Origin of the sequence: Streptomyces huasconensis (assembly GCF_021028635.1) — a bacterium.
Taxonomy (GTDB): Bacteria; Actinomycetota; Actinomycetes; order Streptomycetales; family Streptomycetaceae; genus Streptomyces; species Streptomyces huasconensis.
In genome coordinates this window covers 7,813,677-7,833,184 of record NZ_CP086119.1, presented here as the reverse complement: position 1 = coordinate 7,833,184, position 19,508 = coordinate 7,813,677, and the positions used below count along the sequence as shown (strand labels likewise).

Genomic DNA, 19,508 nt, shown 5'->3' with positions numbered 1-19,508 from the left:
CGTCCTCAACTACTGGCACGGCGGTCTCAGCCAGGTGCCGGACGAGGTCTGGCGGCAGCCGCGCCTCGAGGTGCTGCTCCTGCCCGACAACGCGCTCACGCACCTCCCCGCCCGCATCGGCACCCTCACGGCCCTGCACACCCTCGACCTCGGTCACAACCGGCTGCGCGCGGTCCCCGAGGAACTGGGCGACCTCACGGCGCTGAGCCGCTTCCTCTACCTCCACGACAACGCACTCACCGAGCTGCCCGCCTCCCTCGGCCGCCTCACCCGGCTCGGCTACCTCAACGTCGGCGAGAACCGTCTGACGGCGCTGCCCGGCACCCTCGGCGCGATGTCCGGCCTCGTCGAACTGCGTGCCCAGCACAACCGGCTCACCCGGCTGCCCGAGACGATCGGCTCCCTCGCCGCGCTCCGCGAACTGTGGCTGCGCGGCAACCGCCTCAGCGAGCTGCCCGCGGGCGTGGCGGCGCTGACCGCCCTGCGCGAGATCGAGCTCAGGGAGAACGCCTTCACGGCCGTCCCCGAGGCCCTGCGCGGCCTGCCGTCCCTGCGCCGCGTCGACCTGCGCGGCAACCGGGTACGTCAACTCCCCGCGTGGCTGGCCGAGTTGCCCGCGCTGGAGAAACTGGACCTGCGCTGGAACTATACGCACGTCCCCGACGATCTCCTGCGGGCCCTGGAAAACCAGGGCTGTGTCGTCCTCCGCTAGCGCGCCCGGGGCTGCCGGCCACGGTCAGAGGGCGAGAAGTCCCGCGTCGGTCCGCTTGAATCCGCAGGCTTCGAAGTAGAACGCCTGCAGGTGATCATCGAAATCGACGTGCAGCCATTCACATCCCGCAGCGCGGGCACCTCGGGCGGCCGTGGCCACGAGTTCGGTCCCCACCCCGGCCCTGCGGAGGCCTCCGGTCACCATGGTGTCCAGAATGAAGGCGTGGACGCCACCGTCCCAGGCGACGTTCACGAAGCCGACGAGCCTGCGGTCCTGCCGAGCGCAGACCCAGCCCAGACTGTGCCGGCGGGTCTGCGCACGCCAGTCGATCAGAAGGGGTGGGTGGTCGAAGCTCTCGGCGTGGAGAGCATTGACCGCCCCGTCATCGAAGTCGCCCCGCCACTCATACGTGATCGTCACGACGGCATCGTAGGGGCCGGGGGTCAAAAGATCAGGGGATGAGGGTCAGGTCAGGTCGAACTCGCCTTCGCGGGCGCCGTGGACGAAGGCTCCCCACTCCGCGGGGGTGAAGATCAGGGACGGGCTCTCGGGACGGCCCGCGTTGCGCATCGCGACGAAGCCTTCGACGAAGGCGATCTGCACGTCTCCTCGCCCTTCGCTGCTCGATCGCCAGTCGGCCGTGCTGAGGTCGAGCTCCGGCTTGTTCCAGCCCGCGAGTGGATGCTGCTGAATGGTGCTGTCGGCCACGTCCGTGCTCCTCCCGATGCGTCGTCCGGCGCCAGCCTAGCTTTCGCCCCCGGCGCCGGACAGGCCGCGACGGAAGTACGGTCAGGCGGTGGGCGGTTCGGCTCCGACGAGCCACATGGCGAAGAACTGCGCGCCGCCTCCGTAGGCGTGCCCCAGCGCCTTGCGCGCCCCCTCTACCTGGTGCTCCCCCGCCTGTCCGCGCACCTGGAGTGCCGCCTCGGCGAAGCGGATCATGCCGGAGGCGCCAATGGGGTTGGTCGACAGGACGCCGCCGGACATGTTCACCGGGAGGTCGCCGTCGAGTTCCGTCACGCCGGACTCGGTGAGCTTCCAGCCCTCGCCCTCCGCCGCGAAGCCGAGGTTCTCCAGCCACATCGGCTCGTACCAGGAGAACGGCACGTACATCTCGACGGCGTCGATCTCGCGGCGCGGCTCGGCGATGCCCGCCTGTCGGTACACGTCGGCCGCGCAGTCCTTGCCGGCCTGCGGGGAGACGAAGTCCTTGCCCGCGAAGAGCGTCGGCTCGCTGCGCATCGCGCCGCCGTGCAGCCAGGCGGGCGGCCGGGGCGAACGGGCGGCGCCCGCGCGGTCGGTGAGGACCATCGCGCAGGCGCCGTCGGAGGACGGGCAGGTCTCCGAGTAGCGGATGGGGTCCCAGAGCATCGGTGAGGCCTGGACCTTCTCCAGGGTGATGTCGTGCTCGTGGAGGTGCGCGTAGGGGTTCTTCAGGGCGTTGCGGCGGTCCTTGTACGCGACGAGGGAGCCGACCGTGTCGGGGGCGCCGGTGCGTCGCATGTACGCCCGTACGTGCGGGGCGAAGAAGCCGCCCGCCCCGGCGAGCAGCGGTTGCTGGAAGGGGATGGGCAGCGACAGGCCCCACATCGCGTTGGATTCCGACTGTTTTTCGAAGGCGAGGGTGAGGACGGTGCCGTGGACGCGGCCCGCGACGAGGTTCGCGGCGACGAGGGCCGTGGAGCCGCCGACGGAGCCCGCCGTGTGGACGCGGAGCATGGGTTTGCCGACGGCGCCGAGGGCGTCGGCGAGGTACAGCTCGGGCATCATGACGCCCTCGAAGAAGTCGGGAGCCTTGCCGATGACGACGGCGTCGATGTCGGCCCAGTTCAACTCCGCATCACCGAGCGCCCGTTGAGCTGCTTCCCGTACCAGTCCCGCGATCGACACGTCGCGCCGGGCGGCCACGTGCTTGGTCTGTCCGATCCCGATCACGGCCACGGGCTCTTTGCCCGCCGCGTCGCTCCGCGTGTTGCTCATCGGGCGTCTCCTTCCAAAACGGCGACCAGGTTCTGCTGGAGGCAGGGGCCCGAAGTGGCGTGGGCGACGGCGCGGTCGGAGGCGCCCCGGTGGATGCGGGCGGCGGCCTCGCCGATCCGGATGAGCCCGGCGGCCATCACCGGGTTGGCGGCGAGCGCGCCCCCGGAGGGGTTGACCGCGACGTCGTCGCCGAGGCTCAGGGCTTTGCGCAGGATGATTTCCTGGGAGGTGAAGGGGGCGTGCAACTCCGCGGTGTACACCGGGCGTTCGAAGACTCCCGCGCGCTCGGCTGCCAGGCGGGTGGACGGCGAGTCGGTGAGGTCGCGTACGCCGAGGCTGTGCGCCTCGATGCGGTGGTCGATGCCGCGGAGCCACGCGGGCCGCTCGCACAGGGCACGGGCGCGTTCCCCGGCGGCGAGGATCACGGCGGCGGCCCCGTCACCGACCGGCGGGCAGTCGCCGGTGCGCAGCGGACGTACGACGTACTCGCCCTGCGGGAGCGAACCACGCAGCTGGGCATGGGGGTTGGCGGTGGCGTCGGTGCGGCTGCGGTGGGCTATCCCGGCCAGCGCGGGCTCGTCGGCCGCTCCCGCGTCGATGAGCGCCTGCGCCTGGAGCGCGGCGAGCGCCACGGAGTCGGGCCACAGGGGGGCGACGTAGTACGGGTCGAGCTGGCGGGTCAGGACGTCGCGCACGGAGCCGGGTGAGGTCTTGCCGTAGGAGTAGACGAGCGCGGTGTCGGCCTCGCCGGTCTGGAGCTTGGTCCACGCCTCGTAGAGCGCCCAGGCGCCGTCCATCTCGACGTGCGACTCGGAGATCGGCGGCCAGGCGCCCACCCCGTCGAGCGCCATGGTGAAGGAGAAGGCGCGGCCCGCGAGGTAGTCCGAGGAGCCGGAGCAGGTGAAGCCGATGTCGCTGGTCTTCAGGCCGGTGGCGGCGAGGACTTCGTGCAGGACGGGCATGAGCATCTCCACTTCGGAGATCTCGTCGGTGGAGCGCAGGTGGTCGGTCTGCCCGAAGGCCACGACGGCGACGTCACGGACGGGCCGCATCACGGGCAGTCGCGCGGACGGCCGCGCGGACGACTGGACGGGCGTCCGTGCGGACGGCTGCGCGGACGGCTTGCGGGGCGCCATCTAGACCAGCTCCTTGTACGTGTCGTAGTCGGCGTCGGGCTCGCCCGTGGGCCGGTAGTGGTCGGGGTAGCGCCCGCCTTCGGTCCAGACGGGTTCGACGCGCAGGCCCATCCGCACCTCGTCGTAGGGAATCCCGGCGATGCGCGCGTGCAGCGCGAGGTCGGCGCCGTCGAGGGCGATGTGCGCGTAGACGTACGGGACTTCGATGGCGTCATTCATTGCGTTCTTGGCCTTGATGTTGACGATGCAGTACGTCGTGACGGTGCCGCGCGGTCCGACCTCCACCCGCTCCTGCGTGGCGACACCGCAGGTGGGGCAGGCGCCCCGGGGCGGGACGTACACCTTGCGGCAGGCCGGGCAGCGTTCGCCGACGGTCTTCCGGTCGGTGAGGGCGTGGAGGTAGGCGGACTGGGCGCGGCCGGGCGAGTAGGTGTAGTCGAGCCGCGCGGCCGCGACGATGCCGGTGACGGGCTCGTCGAAGTCGCCCGCGTGCGCCTGGGGCCCGCCGTGCGCGACGCGCGTCCCGTCGTACGGCTCGAAGCAGGCGATGTCCGTGATGGCGCCGACGCGCTCGGCGGCCCAGCGGACCCGGACGCGCATGCCGGTGCGCACGGACTCGGGGCCGGGTACGTCGAGGGCGTGGAGCAGCGCGGTGTCGGCGCCGTCCAGCGTGACCAGGACCCAGGCGAAGGGGGTGCCGAGGGGCTGGCCGCGGCGCGGCTCGTGGTTCCAGGCCCAGGTGGTGACGGTTCCGGTGGCGGCGACCTCGACGAGGTCACGCAGCTCCTCGGCGGTCACGGGGTCGTACTCGACGGGCGGCACGAGCGTCCGGCCGTCGCCGGTCCGCACGCCGAGGACGGTGCGTTCACGCAGTCCGGTGAGGAAGGCGCTCTGCACGGGCCCGAGGGAACGGGTGAAGGGAAACTCGACGACCAGAGGCGCGCGCAGCACCTCCGGGGCGGGAACGGATGCCATCGACAGAACTCCTTCTCATCCAGAACCGAAAGAACGCAAGGCTTCCCCCGGGGCGTGGGGAACCGCGCGACCAGCCACCCCCGCCTCAGGGGCGCGGGGAACCGCGCGACCAGCCACAGCCGACCCGCACCCACAAGAAGCAACGACCCACCCCTAGGCCCACCCCTAGGCCCGCCCCTAGGCCCGCCGGAACACCGCCTCCCGCTTCTCCGCGAACGCCCTGGCCCCCTCCTTCGCGTCGGCCGTGTCGAAGACCGGCCACCCCCGCTTCAACTCGGCCGCCAGCCCGTCCGCCTCGGTCATCTCGGCGGTCTCGTACACGGACGCCTTGACCGCCTCCACCGCCAGCGGCCCGCACGCGTTGATCTGTTCCGCGATGGCGAGGGCCTTCTCCAGGGCGGTGCCGTCCGGCACGACATGGCCGATGAGACCGATCGCCGCGGCCTCGGCGGCTGTGTAGGGGCGTCCGGTGAGCAGCATTTCGAGGGCGTGCGTACGAGGGATCTGCCGCGGCAGCCGCACGGTCGACCCGCCGATGGGAAACAGTCCTCGCCGGACCTCGAAGAGGCCGAACGTCGCCGACTCGCCCGCGACCCGGATGTCGGTGCCCTGAAGGATCTCCGTGCCGCCGGCCACGCAGTACCCCTCGACGGCGGCGATGACCGGTTTGCGGGGGCGGTGGTGGCGCAGCATCGCCTTCCAGTGCAGGTCGGGGTCGGACCGCAGCCGGTCCCGGTACCGCTCGCCCGCCATCCCCTCGCCCGCGAGGGCCTTGAGGTCCATGCCCGCGCAGAACTCGCCGCCCGCGCCCGTCAGCACGATCGAACGGATGCCGTCGTCCTCGTCGGCGGCCAGCCACCCGTCGTGGAGGCCGACGAGCATGGGCAGCGAGAGGGCGTTCTTCGCTTCGGGCCTGTTGAGCGTGAGGACCAGTGTGGCGCCCGCGCGCCGCACGGAGAGGTGTTCCGTCCCGTCCGCGACGTCCATGTGTCGTGCTCCCTCCCTCGACGGCCGCCGAACGGCCGGCCTGTCGCTCCGGACCTGGAACAGGTTGCAGTAGGCGGGGAGCCAGTTCAATAGTTTTCTGACACTCAGTCAGTTTCCTTTGCGGCGACCCTTCCCACTTGCCAGTGCCTCTGCTCTGATGACCGCCAAGCCGGACGTCGTGCGCGACGTCGCCGGGGACCCCGGGGGCAGGAGGAGTGCGGTGGAGTACAACCTTGCCGACCTTTTCGAGTCGGTCGTCGACGTGGTCCCGGGCCGCGAGGCGCTCGTCTACATCGACCACCCCGGCACGGGCGCGGTGCGCCGGCTGACCTACGCCGAGCTGGACGCGTCCGCCAACCGCATCGCGCACCACCTGATCGGCGGCGGCCTCCGACCCGGCGAGCACCTGGGCCTGCACCTGTACAACGGCGTCGAGTACCTCCAGACGGTCCTCGCCTGCCTCAAGGCGCGCCTGGTCCCGGTCAACGTCAACTACCGTTACGTCGAGGAGGAGTTGGCCTACCTCTACCGCGACGCGGATCTCGCGGCGCTGGTCTTCGACGCCGAGTTCACCGAGCGCGTCGCGGCGGCGCTGCCCCGTGCGGAACGGCTGCGGCACCTGATCCGGGTGGGGGCGCCGCCGACGGGCGCCCCGGAGCTCGACGCCGTGCCCTTCGAGGAGGCGGAGGCAGCGGGCTCCCCGGAGCGCGGCTTCGGGCCGCGCTCGGCCGACGACCTGTTCATCATCTACACCGGCGGCACGACGGGCATGCCGAAGGGCGTGATGTGGCGCCAGGAGGACCTGTTCTTCGCGGGGCTCTTCGGCGGCGAACCGGCGGGCGAGCCGGTGAAGCGCCCCGAGGAGCTGGCAGAGCGCGTGGCGGCGGGCGCCCCCGGCCTCACCTTCTTCCCGGCTCCGCCGTTGATGCACGGCACGTCGACGCTGACGTCGTTCATCGCCTTCAACTACGGCCAGCGCGTGGCCCTGCACCGCAAGTACGTGCCCGAGGAGGTGCTCCGCACCATCGAGCGGGAGAGGGTGTCGAGCGTGTCGCTGGTGGGCGACGCGATGCTCAGGCCGCTCATCGACGCGCTGCGCGGACCGCTCCGGGGGACCGATCTGTCCTCCCTGTTCAGCGTCTCCTCATCCGGCGCGATCATGTCGGAGACGGTGCGTGCCCAGTTCCGGGAACTGGTGCCGAACGCACTGCTCCTCAACAACTTCGGTTCCTCCGAGTCCGGCTCCAACGGCAGGGCCACGGACGACTCGGGCCCGGAGAAGGGCTTCCGCCTGGAGGTCAACGCGCGTACGCGGGTGGTGGACCCGGCCACCCACGAACCGGTCCCGGTGGGCGAGCCGGGCCGCCTCGCCCAGCGCGGCCACGTGCCCCTCGGCTACTACAACGACCCCGCGAAAACCGCCGAGACCTTCTTCCAGAAGGGCGGCGAACGCTGGGTGCTGCTCGGTGACATGGCGACCGTCGACGAGGAGGGCGTCGTCACCGTCCTCGGCCGCGGCTCGCAGTGCATCAACACCGGTGGCGAGAAGGTGTATCCGGAGGAGGTCGAGCAGGCCCTCAAGTCCCATCCGGACGTGTACGACGCGCTGGTCGCCGGGGTGCCCGACGACCGGTGGGGCTCACGGGTCACGGCGGTCGTCCAACTCCGCGCCGACGCACCCCCGTTGGATCTGGAGAGCGTCCAGTCCCACTGCCGTGCGCTGCTCGCAGGTTACAAGATCCCGCGCGCGGTGGTCTTCACCGACCACATCCAGCGCTCGCCGAGCGGCAAGGCGGACTACCGGTGGGCGAAGGCGGTCGCGGCCGACGGGTAGCAGCGGCCGGAAGCCAGAGGGCAGGGCGCGGCGTTCAGGCCACCCAGTGCGGCCGCCGGGCCGCGGCCACCGTCGGGAGCCCTGCGGCGAGCGTGGCCGCCAGCCGGCTCACGGCCTCGCGCAGGGTGTCGCCGGGCAGGGTGTACGGGATGCGGAGCCGCTGCTCGAAGAGGCCCGGTTCGGTGGCGAAGTGGCCCCCGCCCTCGATCCGCACCCCGTGGTGGAGCGCCCGTTCCGCCAGCGCGGCGGCGACCGGCTCCCCGAGGTCGACCCAGAACGACAGCCCGCCGGGCGGGAGTTGCCAGGTCCAGCGCGGCAGCTTCGCGGCCAGGGCGGCGGCCAGTGCGTCCCGCTGACCGCGCAGCCTCTCCAGCCGGTCCGCCGTCAGCTCGTCGGCCCGGTCGAGGAGGTCGAGGGCGAGGAGCTGGTCGAGGACGGAGCCGCCCATGTCGGTGGCGACGCGCTGCCCGGCCAGTTCGGTGACGAGCCGCGCGGGCGCGCGCAGCCAGCCGACCCGCAGACCGGCCCAGTGCGTCTTGCTCATCGAGCCGACGGTGACGACCTGGCCCGCTTCGCCGGGAGCCGCATGGGAGGCGAACGGCGCGGGCGCGGGGACATCGAGGGGGAGTTCGGCGAGCGTCTCGTCGACGACGAGCCAGGCACCGGAGCGCCGGGCCGCCCGCAGGACGCGAGCCCGCTCGCCCTCGGGCAGGAGGTGACCGGTCGGATTGTGGAAGTCGGGCACCAGGTAAGCCAGTCGGGGCAGCTGCCGGAAGGCCGACTCGACGACCTCGACGTCCCAGCCGTCGTCGGACACCGGCACCGCCACCGTACGCAGCCGGGCGCGCCGCAGGGCTTCCAGGGCGTTCGGGTACGAGGGGTTCTCGGTCAGGACGCGGTCCCCGGGGCGGCAGAGGAGCGCGACGACGAGGGTGAGGGCGTGCTGGGCGCCGGAGGTCACCAGGATCTGTTCCGGCACGGTGGGCAGACCCCGCCGCGTGAAGCGTTCGGCGATGGCCGCGCGCAGGTCGGGCAGGCCGTACGGGTGGTAGCCCGGGGTGCCCTCATGGTCGGCGAGCCGCGGGGTGACCCGCGCGAGGACGTCGGCGAGCGTGCCCGGCGGGAGCGTGGGCGCGGCCCTCGCGAGGTCGATCGCGGTGTCCTCGGCCGCGGTGAGCAGGCGCCGCACTCCGTTCGGGGCGCGACCCTCGGGCAGGGCGGTCCAGGTCCCGGCTCCCTGGCGGCTGCGCGCGTAACCGCCCTCGCGCAGCAGGTCGTAGACGGCTGTGACAGTGGTCCTGCTGGTCCGCAGGGCGGCGGCCAGGTCGCGCTCGGCGGGCAGCCTGGTGTGCAGGGAGATCCGGCCGTCCAGGATGAGGGCGCTGATCGCCTGGGCGAGGTGGCGGTAGGCGGGGCGGGCACCGGCCGGGTCGGGCAGCAGGGCCGCGAGTTGCCGGCCACCCAGAGCGTCGACCACACCATTCTCCTCTGATTGGCCGTGTTTTCCGGGCCAATCAGACCACAGAGTGGCCGCCGGTGGCCCTGACACACATGTGGCCTGCCACGCCCCGCCCTCACCTCACCCCGGCCCCGGAGGCACCCAGCCATGCCGCAGGACATCACGTACGTCCCCCTGCGCGAGCGTCCGACGAGACGCCTGCCCCAACTCTTCCTCGGCCTCGCCCTCTACGGCTTCAGCCTGTCCGTCCTGGTCCGGGCGGCGCTGGGCGTCAACCCCTGGAGCGTCCTGTACGAGGGTCTCGGCCGGTGCACGTCGCTCAGTTTCGGCACGGTCAGCGCTGTCGTGGGAGTGCTCGTCCTGCTGGCGTGGATTCCGCTGGCGCAACGGCCGACCTTCGGCACCGTCGCCAACATCGCCGTGCTGGCCGTCTCCGCCGACCTGGGTCTCGCGCTCCTCCCCGAGCGCCTCGGTCTGCCCGCCCGGATCGCCCTGCTACTGGTCGGGGTGCTCCTGAACGGGCTGGCCGTCGCCGTCTACGTCGGCGCGCGCCTCGGCCCCGGCCCCAGGGACGGCCTGATGACGGGCCTGTCCGCCGCCACGGGGCTCTCCCTGCGCCGGGTCCGTACGCTCATCGAGGTCGCGGTGCTGGTCGTGGGGTCGCTGTTGGGCGGGACCGTCGGCGTCGGCACGGTCCTCTACGCGCTCGCGGTGGGCCCCCTCACGCAGTTCTTCATGCCGCGGTTCGCCTACGTGCGGGGCTCAGGCGGCGCAGACGGACCGCAACGCCCGCGCCAAGGTCCGCGCGTGCAGGGCGTCGAGGCGGTCGGTGTGCCGGACATGCGCGGTGGCGGCGGTCAGGACTCCCCCGCAGTACGGCGCCGTCCGCGCGGCCGCTGAGGCGGCGATGCCCCGTACCAGTTCCCCGTTGATCCGGTTGATCTCCTCGCGCACCTCGGCGAGGTCGGGCCGCTCCCGTGGCGCCGAGGACGGGTCGGCGTCCCACCGCCGGAACAATTCCCGCTGCACGGCCTTGCTGGCCTCGATCTGGTCCCGGAAGATGCGCACCGCGGCCTGCGGGTCGGCGCCGGCCTCCCGCGCCGCCCGGGCCACCGTGTCCAGGACCTGCTTCTCGCGGGCCGGGTCGTCGATGGGGCCGCCCGTGCCGTACTTGGCGGCGGCCACGAGGTCGGCCGTGGCCAGGCGCCGCGCGGACAGGTGGGCGAGCGGGTGCAGCCGGGCGTACGGCCCGTGGGAGGCGGCGGGCGTCTCGGCGTTCGTCCGTACGGGCGCGGCGACTGCTGCGGCGTTCCCGGCGAACAGGGCGGCGGCCGTGACGACGGCGGTCAGAACACGGCCTCCGGCCGAGGTGAGTTGCACGAGACGTTCCCCTTGCCGATCACTACTGATCATTACTGACCGTTTCCGTTGATCAATGCGGTCGCTGGCCGAACTCTGCTTCTGGTTATGGGGTTGCTGCGTCGCCACGGACGACGTGGACACCCTGCACGCCGCGTTCCGCACCGGACTCAAGGCCGCCTACGGCAAGATCCCGAGCCGGGGCCTGCCGCGGATCGGGCCCATCAAGGACACGTCGTACGGCGCGCGGCAGTTCCTGATGAGCGATCCGGGCGGCAACTGCGTCCGGGTCGCCGAGAAGATCAGCGAGAACCAGCACCACCGGCCCGCCCCGAAGGAGACGTTCGCGCGGGCCTTGCACTACGCCGCCATCTTCACCCACCCGCGCGAGGACCCGGGCGGTGCCGCGCGGATCATCGACCGGGTACTCGGCCTGGAGGACGAACGCCCGACACCGTTCCAGGAAGCCCGGCTCCTGCTGCTGCGCGCCGAAGCAGCGCACCAGCTGGGCGACGACGCCACGGCGGAGCACATGCTGAACACGGCCGCCGCGGTCCAGCTCACGGAAGAGCAGAGGGGTTCGGTGCGCGGCGACCTTGAACGGCTGACGGAGCTGCTGGCCTCGGGACAGCCGTGAAGGCGCCGTCCCGCGACCGCGTGAGCACGGCTCAGGCCGTGAGCAGCGCGCGCAGCCACTGGTCTTCGCGTTGCTCGATGTACTCCGTATCGCTGCGCCAGACCTCGCCGTGACCTTCGGCCCACAGCCTGGCCCAGGGCTGTGCGCCACGGGCGGCCTGGTCGCGCAGAAAGTCGTGCATGGAACGGGTGCGGCGCCCCAGCATCGGGACGAGCCGACGGCGTCCGGCTTCGTCGAGACCGTACGCATCGACGAATCCGCGCAGCCGGGTGGCCGCGTCGGGGCGCTGCCACGCGGGATCGGCGGACAGCGGAACGAACCCGTGCACCGCGTACGCGACGTCCCACAGACGGGAGCCAGGGCCTGCGCCGTCCCAGTCGATGAAGCCCCACTGATCATCCTCGGCCCCGGCCACGAGGTTCCAGGGAGCCAGGTCATGGTGGGCGATGATGTCACCGCCCTCGGCGGGGATGAGCCCCTGCCAGCGCGCGTCGGGCGGCGGTGTGAAGTTCTGGACGGCGTCGTGGAAGTCGCGGATCAGCCGGGCCACGCGGGCGAGTTGTCCGGCGGGTTCCAGCAGCGAGAACCGGTCGGGCCAGACCGCGTGTCCTGGCATGAAGGTCAGGACCTCGCGCCCCTTGTCGTCGATGCCCAGGGGGCGGGGCGCCGCGTGGAACCCCACCTCGTGCAGGTGCGTGAGCAGGGCATGGACCGCAGGGGTCCACGGCCCGGCGGGGCGGCGGACGGTGTCGCCCACCCGGACGACGCCCTCGTTGACATTGCCACCGGCCAACGGCTGTTCCTCGTCGTGCTGCATCAGGCCAGTGTGCCGAAGCGGCCCAGGCGGCACCCGATTCGGCTGATACGCACGCTCATGGGGCGGTCAGGGATGTACTGCCGCCTGCCGGAAGCGGGACCGCTCACTTCGCCTCCGCCGTACGAGGTCGGCCGCCGCCTGCGGCCAGGCACGGTGGTCGAAGGTGAACCCGGCGTCCAGCAGCTGCCCGGGCACCACCCGACGGCTCTTGAGGAGGAGTTCGGTGTCGGAGCGGAGAACGAAGGCGCCGACTGCGGCCATCCACCGCGTCGCGGGCAGGCCGACCGGCATTCCGGAGGCTTGGCGCAGCACGCGCATGAACTCCCGTTGCGGCAGCGGACCGGGAGCCGCGAGATTGACCGGCCCGCTGATGTCGTCCCTGTCGATCAGGAACTCCACGGCGCGGACGAAGTCATGGTCGGAGATCCAGGACATGTACTGGGCGCCGCCCGCGACCGGCCCGCCGAGACCGAGCCGCGCCAGCCACCGCAGGTAGTCGAAGACGCCGCCGCGGTCAGGGCTCATCACCATCGCGGCGCGCAGGGCCACCTTGCGCGTCCGCGGCGTCGCGGCCCGCTCCTGCTCCCGCTCCCAGTTCCGCGCGATCTCGACGCTGTAGGCCCAGTAGCCGGGGACGCCGGGCTCGTCCCCGCCGATCACGCCGGTGGCCTCGTCGTTCGGCGCGTCGTAACGGTGGGCGTAGATGGTGGCGGTGCTCATCTGGAGCCAGACCCGGGGTGGCTTGCGGGCGGCGGCGATCGCCTCGCCCACGACGCGGGCGGAGTCCACGCGCGAGTCCATCATGGCGCGGAGGTTCTCGTCGGTGTAGCGGCAACTGACGCTGCGTCCCGCGAGATTGATCACGACATCGCTGCCGTCGATCGCCTCCGTCCAAGGGCCGAGCGTCCGGCCGTCCCACAGGACCTCGCCGACCCGCCCCGGGCGTCTGCTCAGCACCACGACCTCATGGCCCGCGGCGGTCAGCGCGCGGCGCAGCACGCCGCCCACCTGGCCGGTCCCTCCCGGCAGCACGATCTTCACTGGTCAGCCCCTCCCCGCGACGCCTGAGTCCGGCGTCGTACGGCGAGCGTACGACCTGCCCGTACGGACGCGGAGCCCGGCCCGGCCGGCAGCCAGGACCCGCGCGCGTACGAGGACGGCGGGACGCGGTGTGCGCGCCCGCGCCCGTCGCGATCACGGTGGCGGGGCCGCCGCCCCTAATCCTGCGCCAGGAACCCCGCCACCCGTCGCCTGAACCACTCCGGGTCGTCCAGCCACGGGAAGTGCCCGCCGCGCGGCTGCACCTGGCACACGCCACGCGGGAAGAGCCCCGCGAACTGTTCGGCGTGCGCGGGGTTCGGGCCGCCGTCCCACTCCCCCGCGAGGACCAGCACCGGCGCCGCCACGGCGGCCAGGGCCGCTCGCGTCGCGGGCGGGTCGAAGGCGCCCTCGGCGTAGAAGGCGGCCGCCGCCCGCGTGTTCTTCTCCGTGGCGCTCGCCGCGCGGTGCGCCCGTGCCCCGGCGTCCCAGCGTCCGTAGGCGAGGGGTGCGAGGGCGTCGCCCACCTCCGCGGGGTCGCGGCCCGCCTCGATCGCCTTGAGCGCGGCCTCGGCGGCCGGGTACCAGGCCTCGCCCCGCCGCAACGCCGCCGCCTCGCGGTGGTCCTCGCCGGTCACGGTCAGGCCGACGGAGTGGGTGGCCGGGGCGATGAGGACGAGCGTCCGGACGCGCTTCGGGTGGCGGGCCGCGTACAGCGTGGCGAGGTTGCCGGACGCCGAGTGCCCGAGCAGGTCGACCTGGTCGAGCCCCAGGTGCTCGCGCAACGCCTCGATGTCGTCGACGAGCCGGTCGCAGCGGTAGCCCGCCACGTCGTCCGGCACCGCGGAGTCGCCGGTGCCGCGCAGGTCGAGCAGGATCAGGCGGCGGTGCGCGGTGAGGCCGCCGAGGTCACCGAGGTAGGCGGAGGCACGCATGGGGCCGCCGGGCACGCAGAGCAGCGGCTCGCCCTCCCCCTTCTCGTGGTAGGCGAGCTTCGTCCCGTCGTACGCGCTGAATGCCGGCATGGGCGTGATCATCACATCCCGGGTCGGGCCCGGGCAATGTGCCACGGAGTCGGCGCGGGTGGCCCCGCCCAGCTCGAAGCGGGTGCGCGCGGTCCCTTGACGCCCACCGTCGGGGCTGGATTACTGACCTCGACGGAAGATCGACGACCGAATGATCGGTCGCCCGTTCGGGACGGGAGAACTCCTCATGACACGTATGCCGCCACAGCTGGACGCGGGGGAACGGCTCGGCCCCCGCGAACTCGGGGCGCTCCAGCTGGAACGCCTCCAGGACACCCTGCTGCACGCGTACGAGAACGTCCCGTTCTACCGGGCGGCGTTCGGCAAGGCGGGCCTGCGCCCCGACGACTGCCGTTCACTCGCCGACCTGGCGCGGTTCCCCTTCACCACCAAGGACGATCTGCGGGCCAACTACCCGTTCGGCATGTTCGCGGTGGAGCAGTCCGAGGTGCGCCGGCTGCACGCCTCCAGCGGCACGACCGGCCTGCCCACGGTCGTCGGTTACACCGAGCGCGACCTGTCCATGTGGGCGGACGTGGTGGCGCGTTCGATCCGCGCGGCGGGCGGCAGGCCGGGCGACAAGGTCCATGTGGCGTACGGATACGGCCTGTTCACCGGTGGTCTCGGCGCGCACTACGGTGCCGAGCGGCTCGGCTGCACGGTGATCCCCGCGTCGGGCGGGATGACGGCGCGGCAGGTACGGCTGATCCAGGACTTCCGCCCCGAGATCATCATGGTGACCCCGTCGTACATGCTCACGCTCCTGGAGGAGTTCGAACGGCAGGGCGTTGATCCGCGTACGACGTCCCTGCGAGTCGGCATCTTCGGCGCGGAGCCGTGGACGGAGGAGATGCGGCGCGAGATCGAGGAGCGCTTCGCGATCGACGCGGTGGACATATACGGGCTCTCGGAGGTGATCGGTCCGGGTGTCGCCCAGGAGTGCGTGGAGACCAAGGACGGGCTGCACATCTGGGAGGACCACTTCTATCCGGAGGTCGTGGACCCGCTCACGGGCGAGGTGCTGCCGGACGGCGAGCGCGGGGAGCTGGTGTTCACCTCGCTCACCAAGGAGGCGATGCCCGTGATCCGCTACCGCACACGGGACTTGACGCGTCTGCTGCCCGGCACGGCGCGCACCTTCCGGCGCATGGAGAAGGTGACCGGCCGCAGCGACGACATGGTGATCCTGCGGGGCGTCAACCTCTTCCCGACGCAGATCGAGGAGATCGTGCTGCGCACGGCGGGCCTCGCCCCGCACTTCCAGCTGCGCCTGACGCGCGAGGGCCGCATGGACGCCCTCACCGTCCGGGCGGAGGCGCGCGCCGACACCCCGCCCGAGCGGCGCGCGGCAGCGGCCCGGGAGATCGCGGCGGCGGTGAAGGACGGCATCGGCGTCTCGGTGGGCGTGGACATCGTGGACCCGGAGACGATCGAGCGCTCGGTGGGCAAGTTCAAGCGGATCGTGGACCTGCGGACGGCGTGAACAGGGAGCGGGTGGTCAGGGCTCGCCGAAGCGGTCCCGCAGCTCCCTCTTGAGGATCTTGCCGCTCGCGTTGCGCGGCAGCTCGTCCACGAACAGGACCCTTTTCGGGGCCTTGAAGGGGGCGAGGTGCTCGCGTGCGTGGGCGATGAGCCGGGCCTCGGTGAGCTGTTCGTCCGTGCGGACGACGACGGCGGTGACCGCCTCGATCCACCGGTCGTCCGGCAGTCCGATCACCGCGGCCTCCGCGACGCCCTCGTGCGCGTACAGCACGTCCTCGACCTGGCGCGAGGCGACCAGGACGCCACCGGAGTTGATGACGTCCTTGACCCGGTCGACGACGGTGAAGTAGCCGTCGGCGTCGCGCACGGCGAGGTCTCCGGAGTGGAACCAGCCGTCACGGAAGGCCGCCGCGGTCTCCTCGGGCTTGTCCCAGTAGCCGTCGCACAACTGCGGTGAGCGGTACACGACTTCGCCGCGGGCGCCGTCCGGCACCTCGCGCCCGTGTTCGTCGACGACGCGCGCCTCGACGAACAGGACGGGCCGCCCGCAGGAATCCAGGCGCCCTTCGTGCTCGTCGGGGCCGAGGACGGTGGCGAGCGGCCCGATCTCGCTCTGCCCGAAGCAGTTGTAGAAGCCGAGCCCGGGCAGCCGGGACCGCAACCGCTCCAGGACCGGCACGGGCATGATCGACGCGCCGTAGTACGCCTTGCGGAGCGCGCCCAGGTCGCGGGTGGTGAAGCCGGGGTGGTGCGAGAGGCCGATCCAGACGGTGGGCGGCGCGAAGAGGCTGTCGGCGCGGCCCGCCTCGACGAGGTCGAAGATCCGCTCGGCGTCGGGCGCGTCGAGGATGGTGTTCTCGGCGCCGACCGCCAGGTAGGGCAGGAGGAAGACGTGCATCTGCGCCGAGTGGTAGAGCGGCAGCGAGTGCAGGGGCTTGTCGCTCTCCTTGAGGTCCAGGGCGGTGATCGCGCTCGCGTAGGCGTGGACGAGGGCCCGATGCGACATCATCGCGCCCTTGGGCTCCGCGGTCGTGCCCGAGGTGTAGAGCAGCTGCGCCAGGCCGTCGCCGCGGGGGCCTTCGCCCTCGTACGCCGCTGATGTGGCGAGCCGGGCCAGGAGCGCGTCGCGCGTGTCGCGCAGGGGCAGGGCCGCCACCCCGGTGGGCAGGCGTGCGGCGAGGTCGGGGTCGGTGAGGACGAGTGAGCTGCCCGACTGGCGCAGGATGTACGCGAGGTCCTCGCCGGTCAGGTTCTGGTTGACCGGCACATGGACCAGGCCCGCCCGGGCGCAGGCGAGGAAGCCGATGAGGTAGGCGTCGGAGTTGTGGGCGTAGGCGCCGACCCGGTCGCCGGGGGCGAGTCCCTGGTCGCGCAGCACCCGGGCCGCGCGTGAGACGGCGTCGTCGAGTTCCCGTACGTCCACGACCGCTCGCCGTAGCGGAGCGCCGTGCTCCGTGGCGTGCGGCGCGCGCTGCGGCTGAGGACTCCGTCGACCGTGCTGTCGCGTACACCCGTCATGGCGTGATCCTCAGTCCCCGGGGCGGCCCGGTCAAGACGCGACACAGATCACATACCGCTTGGTACGCTCAACCGCCCCTTCCCTCAACGCTGTTGGGAGGCATACCTTGCGTATCCGTACGAGACGACTGGCCGCCGCCGGGGTCACCTTGCTGACCGCCGCGGCCCTGCTGCCGGCCGGCGCGGTGGCCGCGCCGCGCGACACCGGCCCCTCGGGCGGCGGTCTGCACGCCACCGTCCGCTACACGCAGTACGGCATCCCGCACATCCTCGCGAAGGACTACACGAACCTCGGCTTCGGCACCGGTTGGGCGCAGGCCGCCGACCAGGTGTGCACGCTCGCCGACGGCTATGTGACCGTGCGCGGTGAACGCTCGCGGTACTTCGGGCCCGACGCCGCGCCCGGCTCCGCCCTGTCGTCGGCGTCCACGAACCTCGGCAGCGACCTGTACTTCCGCGGTGTACGGGAGGCGGGGACGGTGGAGAAGCTGTTGCGGCAGCCCGCCCCGGCAGGACCCGGCCGCCAGGTGAAGGAGCTGATGCGCGGCTTCGCGGCGGGTTACAACGCCTGGCTGAAGCAGAACCGCGTCACCGACCCGGCCTGCGCCAAGGCCGCCTGGGTCCGCCCGATCACCGCCCTGGACGTGGCCCGGCAGGGCTTCGCCGTGCAGGTGCTCGGCGGGCAGGGACGCGCCATCGACGGCATCACGGGGGCCCGGCCACCGGGCGCCACGGGCAAGGAGCGCGGCCGTACGGCCGATCCGCACCGGGCGGCCCGGGCCGCCCGGGAGCTGTTCTCGGCGCAGGACGCCGACATGGGGTCCAACGCCGTCGCGTTCCACGGCCGGACCACCGCGAACGGCAAGGGGCTGCTGCTCGGCAACCCGCACTACCCCTGGCAGGGCGGACGCCGCTTCTGGCAGTCGCAGCAGACCATCCCCGGTGAACTGAACGTCTCCGGCGCCTCGTTGCTCGGCACCAGCGTGGTCAACATCGGCTTCAACGGCGACGTCGCGTGGAGCCACACCGTCGCCACGGGCGTCACCCTGAACCTGCACCAGCTCACGCTGGACCCGGCCGATCCGACCACCTACCTGGTGGACGGCAAGCCGCACAAGATGGTGAAGCGGACCGTCACGGTGCCGGTGAAGGACGGCGCCCCGGTCACCCGCACCCAGTGGTGGACCCGCTACGGCCCGGTCGTCACCGGCCTCGGCCCGCAGCTGCCCCTGCCCTGGTCCGCCACGACGGCGTACGCGCTGAACGACCCCAACGCCATGAACCTGCGCGGCAGCGACACCAACCTCGGCTTCGGCAAGGCCCGTTCCACGGCCGGCATCGTCAAGGCGCTGCGCGACACGCAGGGGCTGCCCTGGGTCAACACCGTCGCGGCGGACCGGCACGGGCACTCGCTGCTCACCCAGTCACAGGTGCTCCCCCGTATCACGGACGACCTCGCCGAGCGGTGCGGCACGGCCCTCGGCAAGGTCACCTACCCGGCGTCGGGCGTGGCCGTGCTGGACGGCTCGCGGAGCGCGTGCGCGCTCGGCTCCGACAAGGACGCGGTGCAGCCCGGCATCTTCGGGCCGTCGAGGATGCCGACGCTGAAGGACGCGCCATACGTGGAGAACTCCAACGACAGCGCCTGGCTGACCAACGCCGACCGGCCGATCACCGGCTACGAGCGGATCTTCGGCACGATCGGCACGCGGCGTTCCCTGCGCACGCGCGGCGCCGTCGAGGATGTGGCGGCGATGGCGGAGAAGGGCCGTCTGACGGTCGCCGATCTACAGCGTCAGCAGTTCGCCAACCGCGTCCCGGCGGCGGATCTCGCGGCGGACGACACGGCGAAGGCCTGCGCGGCACTGCCCGGCGCCACCGCGACCGGCAGTGACGGCAAGGCCGTCGACGTGCGCGAGGCCTGCGAGGTGCTGGCGCGCTGGGACCACCGGATGGACACCGGCAGCCGGGGCGCGCTCCTCTTCGACCGGTTCTGGCGCAGGCTGACGGCGGCCGTGCCGAGCGAGCGGCTGTGGAAGGTGCCGTTCTCGGCGGCCGACCCGGTGCGCACCCCGAACACCCTGGACACGTCGGCGCCGGGCTTCGCGACCACGCTGGCCGACGCGGTGGCCGAGCTGAGGGCGGCGGGGATCGCCCTGGACGCACCGCTGGGCGAGAACCAGTACGTCGTACGGAACGGCAAGCGCCTGCCCGTCCACGGCGGCACGGAAGCCCTCGGCGTCTGGAACAAGATCGAGGCGACCTGGGACGCGAAGGCCGGCTACACCGAGGTCGCACACGGTTCGAGCCACATCCAGGCGGTCGGCTGGGGCGAGGACCGCTGCCCGAAGGCGCGGACGCTGCTGACGTACTCCCAGTCCTCCAACCCGAACTCGCCCCATTACAGCGATCAGACGCGGCTGTACGCGAAGGAGCGCTGGGTGACGTCACGCTTCTGCGAGAAGGACATCCAGGGCGATCCCGCGCTGAAGGTGGTGCGGGTGCGCGAGCGCGGCTGAGGTCGCGGGCCGGGCACGTCGCGGTGCCCG

Annotated in this window: 16 protein-coding genes and 2 pseudogenes; 6 read left to right on the top strand and 12 right to left on the bottom strand. The window is 72.3% G+C overall.

Translation table 11 applies throughout. From position 1 onward, the window contains the following. Positions 1–34 precede the first annotated feature (34 nt). Positions 35–712 carry a leucine-rich repeat domain-containing protein gene (locus tag J2N69_RS34785; protein ID WP_230905002.1) on the top strand — a complete coding sequence of 226 codons (678 nt, stop codon included), beginning with the start codon at positions 35–37 and terminating at the stop codon, positions 710–712. Between the two features lie 24 nt (positions 713–736). Here the strand turns inward: J2N69_RS34785 and J2N69_RS34780 are convergent, their stop codons facing one another. The 6 genes from J2N69_RS34780 to J2N69_RS34755 all read right to left on the bottom strand — a co-directional run bounded on the left by J2N69_RS34780 (position 737) and on the right by J2N69_RS34755 (position 5,790). Further along, on the bottom strand, positions 737–1,132 hold the full coding sequence (locus tag J2N69_RS34780) for a GNAT family N-acetyltransferase (protein ID WP_230904283.1): 396 nt from the start codon (positions 1,130–1,132) through the stop codon (positions 737–739). Positions 1,133–1,177: 45 nt separating this feature from the next. Then, positions 1,178–1,420, bottom strand: coding sequence for a DUF397 domain-containing protein (locus J2N69_RS34775; RefSeq protein WP_127913244.1), 243 nt, complete (start codon positions 1,418–1,420; stop codon positions 1,178–1,180). A gap of 81 nt (positions 1,421–1,501) precedes the next feature. Then, on the bottom strand, positions 1,502–2,692 hold the full coding sequence (locus J2N69_RS34770; protein WP_230904282.1) for a thiolase domain-containing protein: 1,191 nt from the start codon (positions 2,690–2,692) through the stop codon (positions 1,502–1,504). Next, complete coding sequence (locus J2N69_RS34765; RefSeq protein WP_230905001.1) at positions 2,689–3,744, bottom strand: thiolase domain-containing protein; 1,056 nt, start codon at positions 3,742–3,744, stop codon at positions 2,689–2,691. The genes J2N69_RS34770 and J2N69_RS34765 overlap by 4 nt, the downstream gene beginning before the upstream one ends. Positions 3,745–3,828: 84 nt before the next feature. Continuing rightward, a complete protein-coding gene (locus J2N69_RS34760) occupies positions 3,829–4,803 on the bottom strand; it encodes a Zn-ribbon domain-containing OB-fold protein (RefSeq protein ID WP_230904281.1) in 975 nt (324 codons plus the stop codon). A 177-nt stretch (positions 4,804–4,980) separates the two neighbouring features. After that, entirely contained in the window at positions 4,981–5,790 is an 810-nt protein-coding gene (locus tag J2N69_RS34755; RefSeq protein WP_230904280.1) for a crotonase/enoyl-CoA hydratase family protein, read from the bottom strand. Positions 5,791–6,010: 220 nt separating this feature from the next. On the opposite strand from J2N69_RS34755, the gene J2N69_RS34750 reads away from it, so the two are divergent. Beyond that, on the top strand, positions 6,011–7,624 hold the full coding sequence (locus J2N69_RS34750) for an acyl-CoA synthetase (protein WP_230904279.1): 1,614 nt from the start codon (positions 6,011–6,013) through the stop codon (positions 7,622–7,624). A 34-nt stretch (positions 7,625–7,658) separates the two neighbouring features. On the opposite strand, the gene yczR is transcribed toward J2N69_RS34750, so the two are convergent. Further along, positions 7,659–9,101 carry a MocR-like transcription factor YczR gene (yczR, locus tag J2N69_RS34745; protein WP_230904278.1) on the bottom strand — a complete coding sequence of 481 codons (1,443 nt, stop codon included), beginning with the start codon at positions 9,099–9,101 and terminating at the stop codon, positions 7,659–7,661. A 129-nt stretch (positions 9,102–9,230) separates the two neighbouring features. Between yczR and yczE the strand changes: the two are divergent. Continuing rightward, positions 9,231–9,872: pseudogene (yczE, locus tag J2N69_RS36770) on the top strand (membrane protein YczE); the annotation flags it as partial. On the opposite strand, the gene J2N69_RS34735 reads toward yczE, so the two are convergent. After that, positions 9,846–10,463, bottom strand: coding sequence for a chorismate mutase (locus J2N69_RS34735; RefSeq protein WP_230904277.1), 618 nt, complete (start codon positions 10,461–10,463; stop codon positions 9,846–9,848). The pseudogene yczE and the gene J2N69_RS34735 overlap by 27 nt on opposite strands. 55 nt (positions 10,464–10,518) lie before the next feature. Between J2N69_RS34735 and J2N69_RS34730 the strand changes: the two genes are divergently transcribed. Continuing rightward, entirely contained in the window at positions 10,519–11,079 is a 561-nt protein-coding gene (locus J2N69_RS34730; protein WP_230904276.1) for a VOC family protein, read from the top strand. A gap of 31 nt (positions 11,080–11,110) precedes the next feature. Here the strand turns inward: J2N69_RS34730 and J2N69_RS34725 are convergent, their stop codons facing one another. The 3 genes from J2N69_RS34725 to J2N69_RS34715 form a co-directional block, all read right to left on the bottom strand. Next, complete coding sequence (locus J2N69_RS34725) at positions 11,111–11,896, bottom strand: phosphotransferase enzyme family protein (protein WP_230904275.1); 786 nt, start codon at positions 11,894–11,896, stop codon at positions 11,111–11,113. Between the two features lie 66 nt (positions 11,897–11,962). Continuing rightward, the gene (locus tag J2N69_RS34720; protein ID WP_230904274.1) at positions 11,963–12,937 is read right to left on the bottom strand and encodes a TIGR01777 family oxidoreductase; all 975 of its coding nucleotides are present in this window, start codon (positions 12,935–12,937) and stop codon (positions 11,963–11,965) included. A gap of 176 nt (positions 12,938–13,113) precedes the next feature. Next, positions 13,114–13,959, bottom strand: coding sequence for an alpha/beta fold hydrolase (locus tag J2N69_RS34715; RefSeq protein ID WP_230904273.1), 846 nt, complete (start codon positions 13,957–13,959; stop codon positions 13,114–13,116). A 196-nt stretch (positions 13,960–14,155) separates the two neighbouring features. Here J2N69_RS34715 and paaK point away from each other — a divergent pair, with 196 nt between their 5' ends. Continuing rightward, positions 14,156–15,442, top strand: coding sequence for a phenylacetate--CoA ligase PaaK (gene paaK, locus J2N69_RS34710; RefSeq protein WP_230905000.1), 1,287 nt, complete (start codon positions 14,156–14,158; stop codon positions 15,440–15,442). A 15-nt stretch (positions 15,443–15,457) separates the two neighbouring features. On the opposite strand, the pseudogene J2N69_RS34705 reads toward paaK, so the two are convergent. Beyond that, positions 15,458–16,959, bottom strand: a pseudogene (locus tag J2N69_RS34705) (acyl-CoA synthetase). 107 nt (positions 16,960–17,066) lie between these two features. Here J2N69_RS34705 and J2N69_RS34700 point away from each other — a divergent pair. Further along, entirely contained in the window at positions 17,067–19,478 is a 2,412-nt protein-coding gene (locus J2N69_RS34700; RefSeq protein WP_230904272.1) for a penicillin acylase family protein, read from the top strand. Positions 19,479–19,508 lie beyond the last annotated feature (30 nt).

Coding starts and splice junctions, on each gene's coding strand:
- J2N69_RS34760 (WP_230904281.1), bottom strand. CDS start 4,803: ATGGCATCCGTTCCCGCCCCGGAGGTGCTGCGCGCGCCTCTGGTCGTC.
- J2N69_RS34770 (WP_230904282.1), bottom strand. CDS start 2,692: ATGAGCAACACGCGGAGCGACGCGGCGGGCAAAGAGCCCGTGGCCGTG.
- J2N69_RS34725 (WP_230904275.1), bottom strand. CDS start 11,896: ATGCAGCACGACGAGGAACAGCCGTTGGCCGGTGGCAATGTCAACGAG.
- paaK (WP_230905000.1), top strand. CDS start 14,156: ATGCCGCCACAGCTGGACGCGGGGGAACGGCTCGGCCCCCGCGAACTC.
- J2N69_RS34755 (WP_230904280.1), bottom strand. CDS start 5,790: ATGGACGTCGCGGACGGGACGGAACACCTCTCCGTGCGGCGCGCGGGC.
- J2N69_RS34730 (WP_230904276.1), top strand. CDS start 10,519: ATGCGGTCGCTGGCCGAACTCTGCTTCTGGTTATGGGGTTGCTGCGTC.
- J2N69_RS34765 (WP_230905001.1), bottom strand. CDS start 3,744: ATGCGGCCCGTCCGTGACGTCGCCGTCGTGGCCTTCGGGCAGACCGAC.
- J2N69_RS34715 (WP_230904273.1), bottom strand. CDS start 13,959: ATGCCGGCATTCAGCGCGTACGACGGGACGAAGCTCGCCTACCACGAG.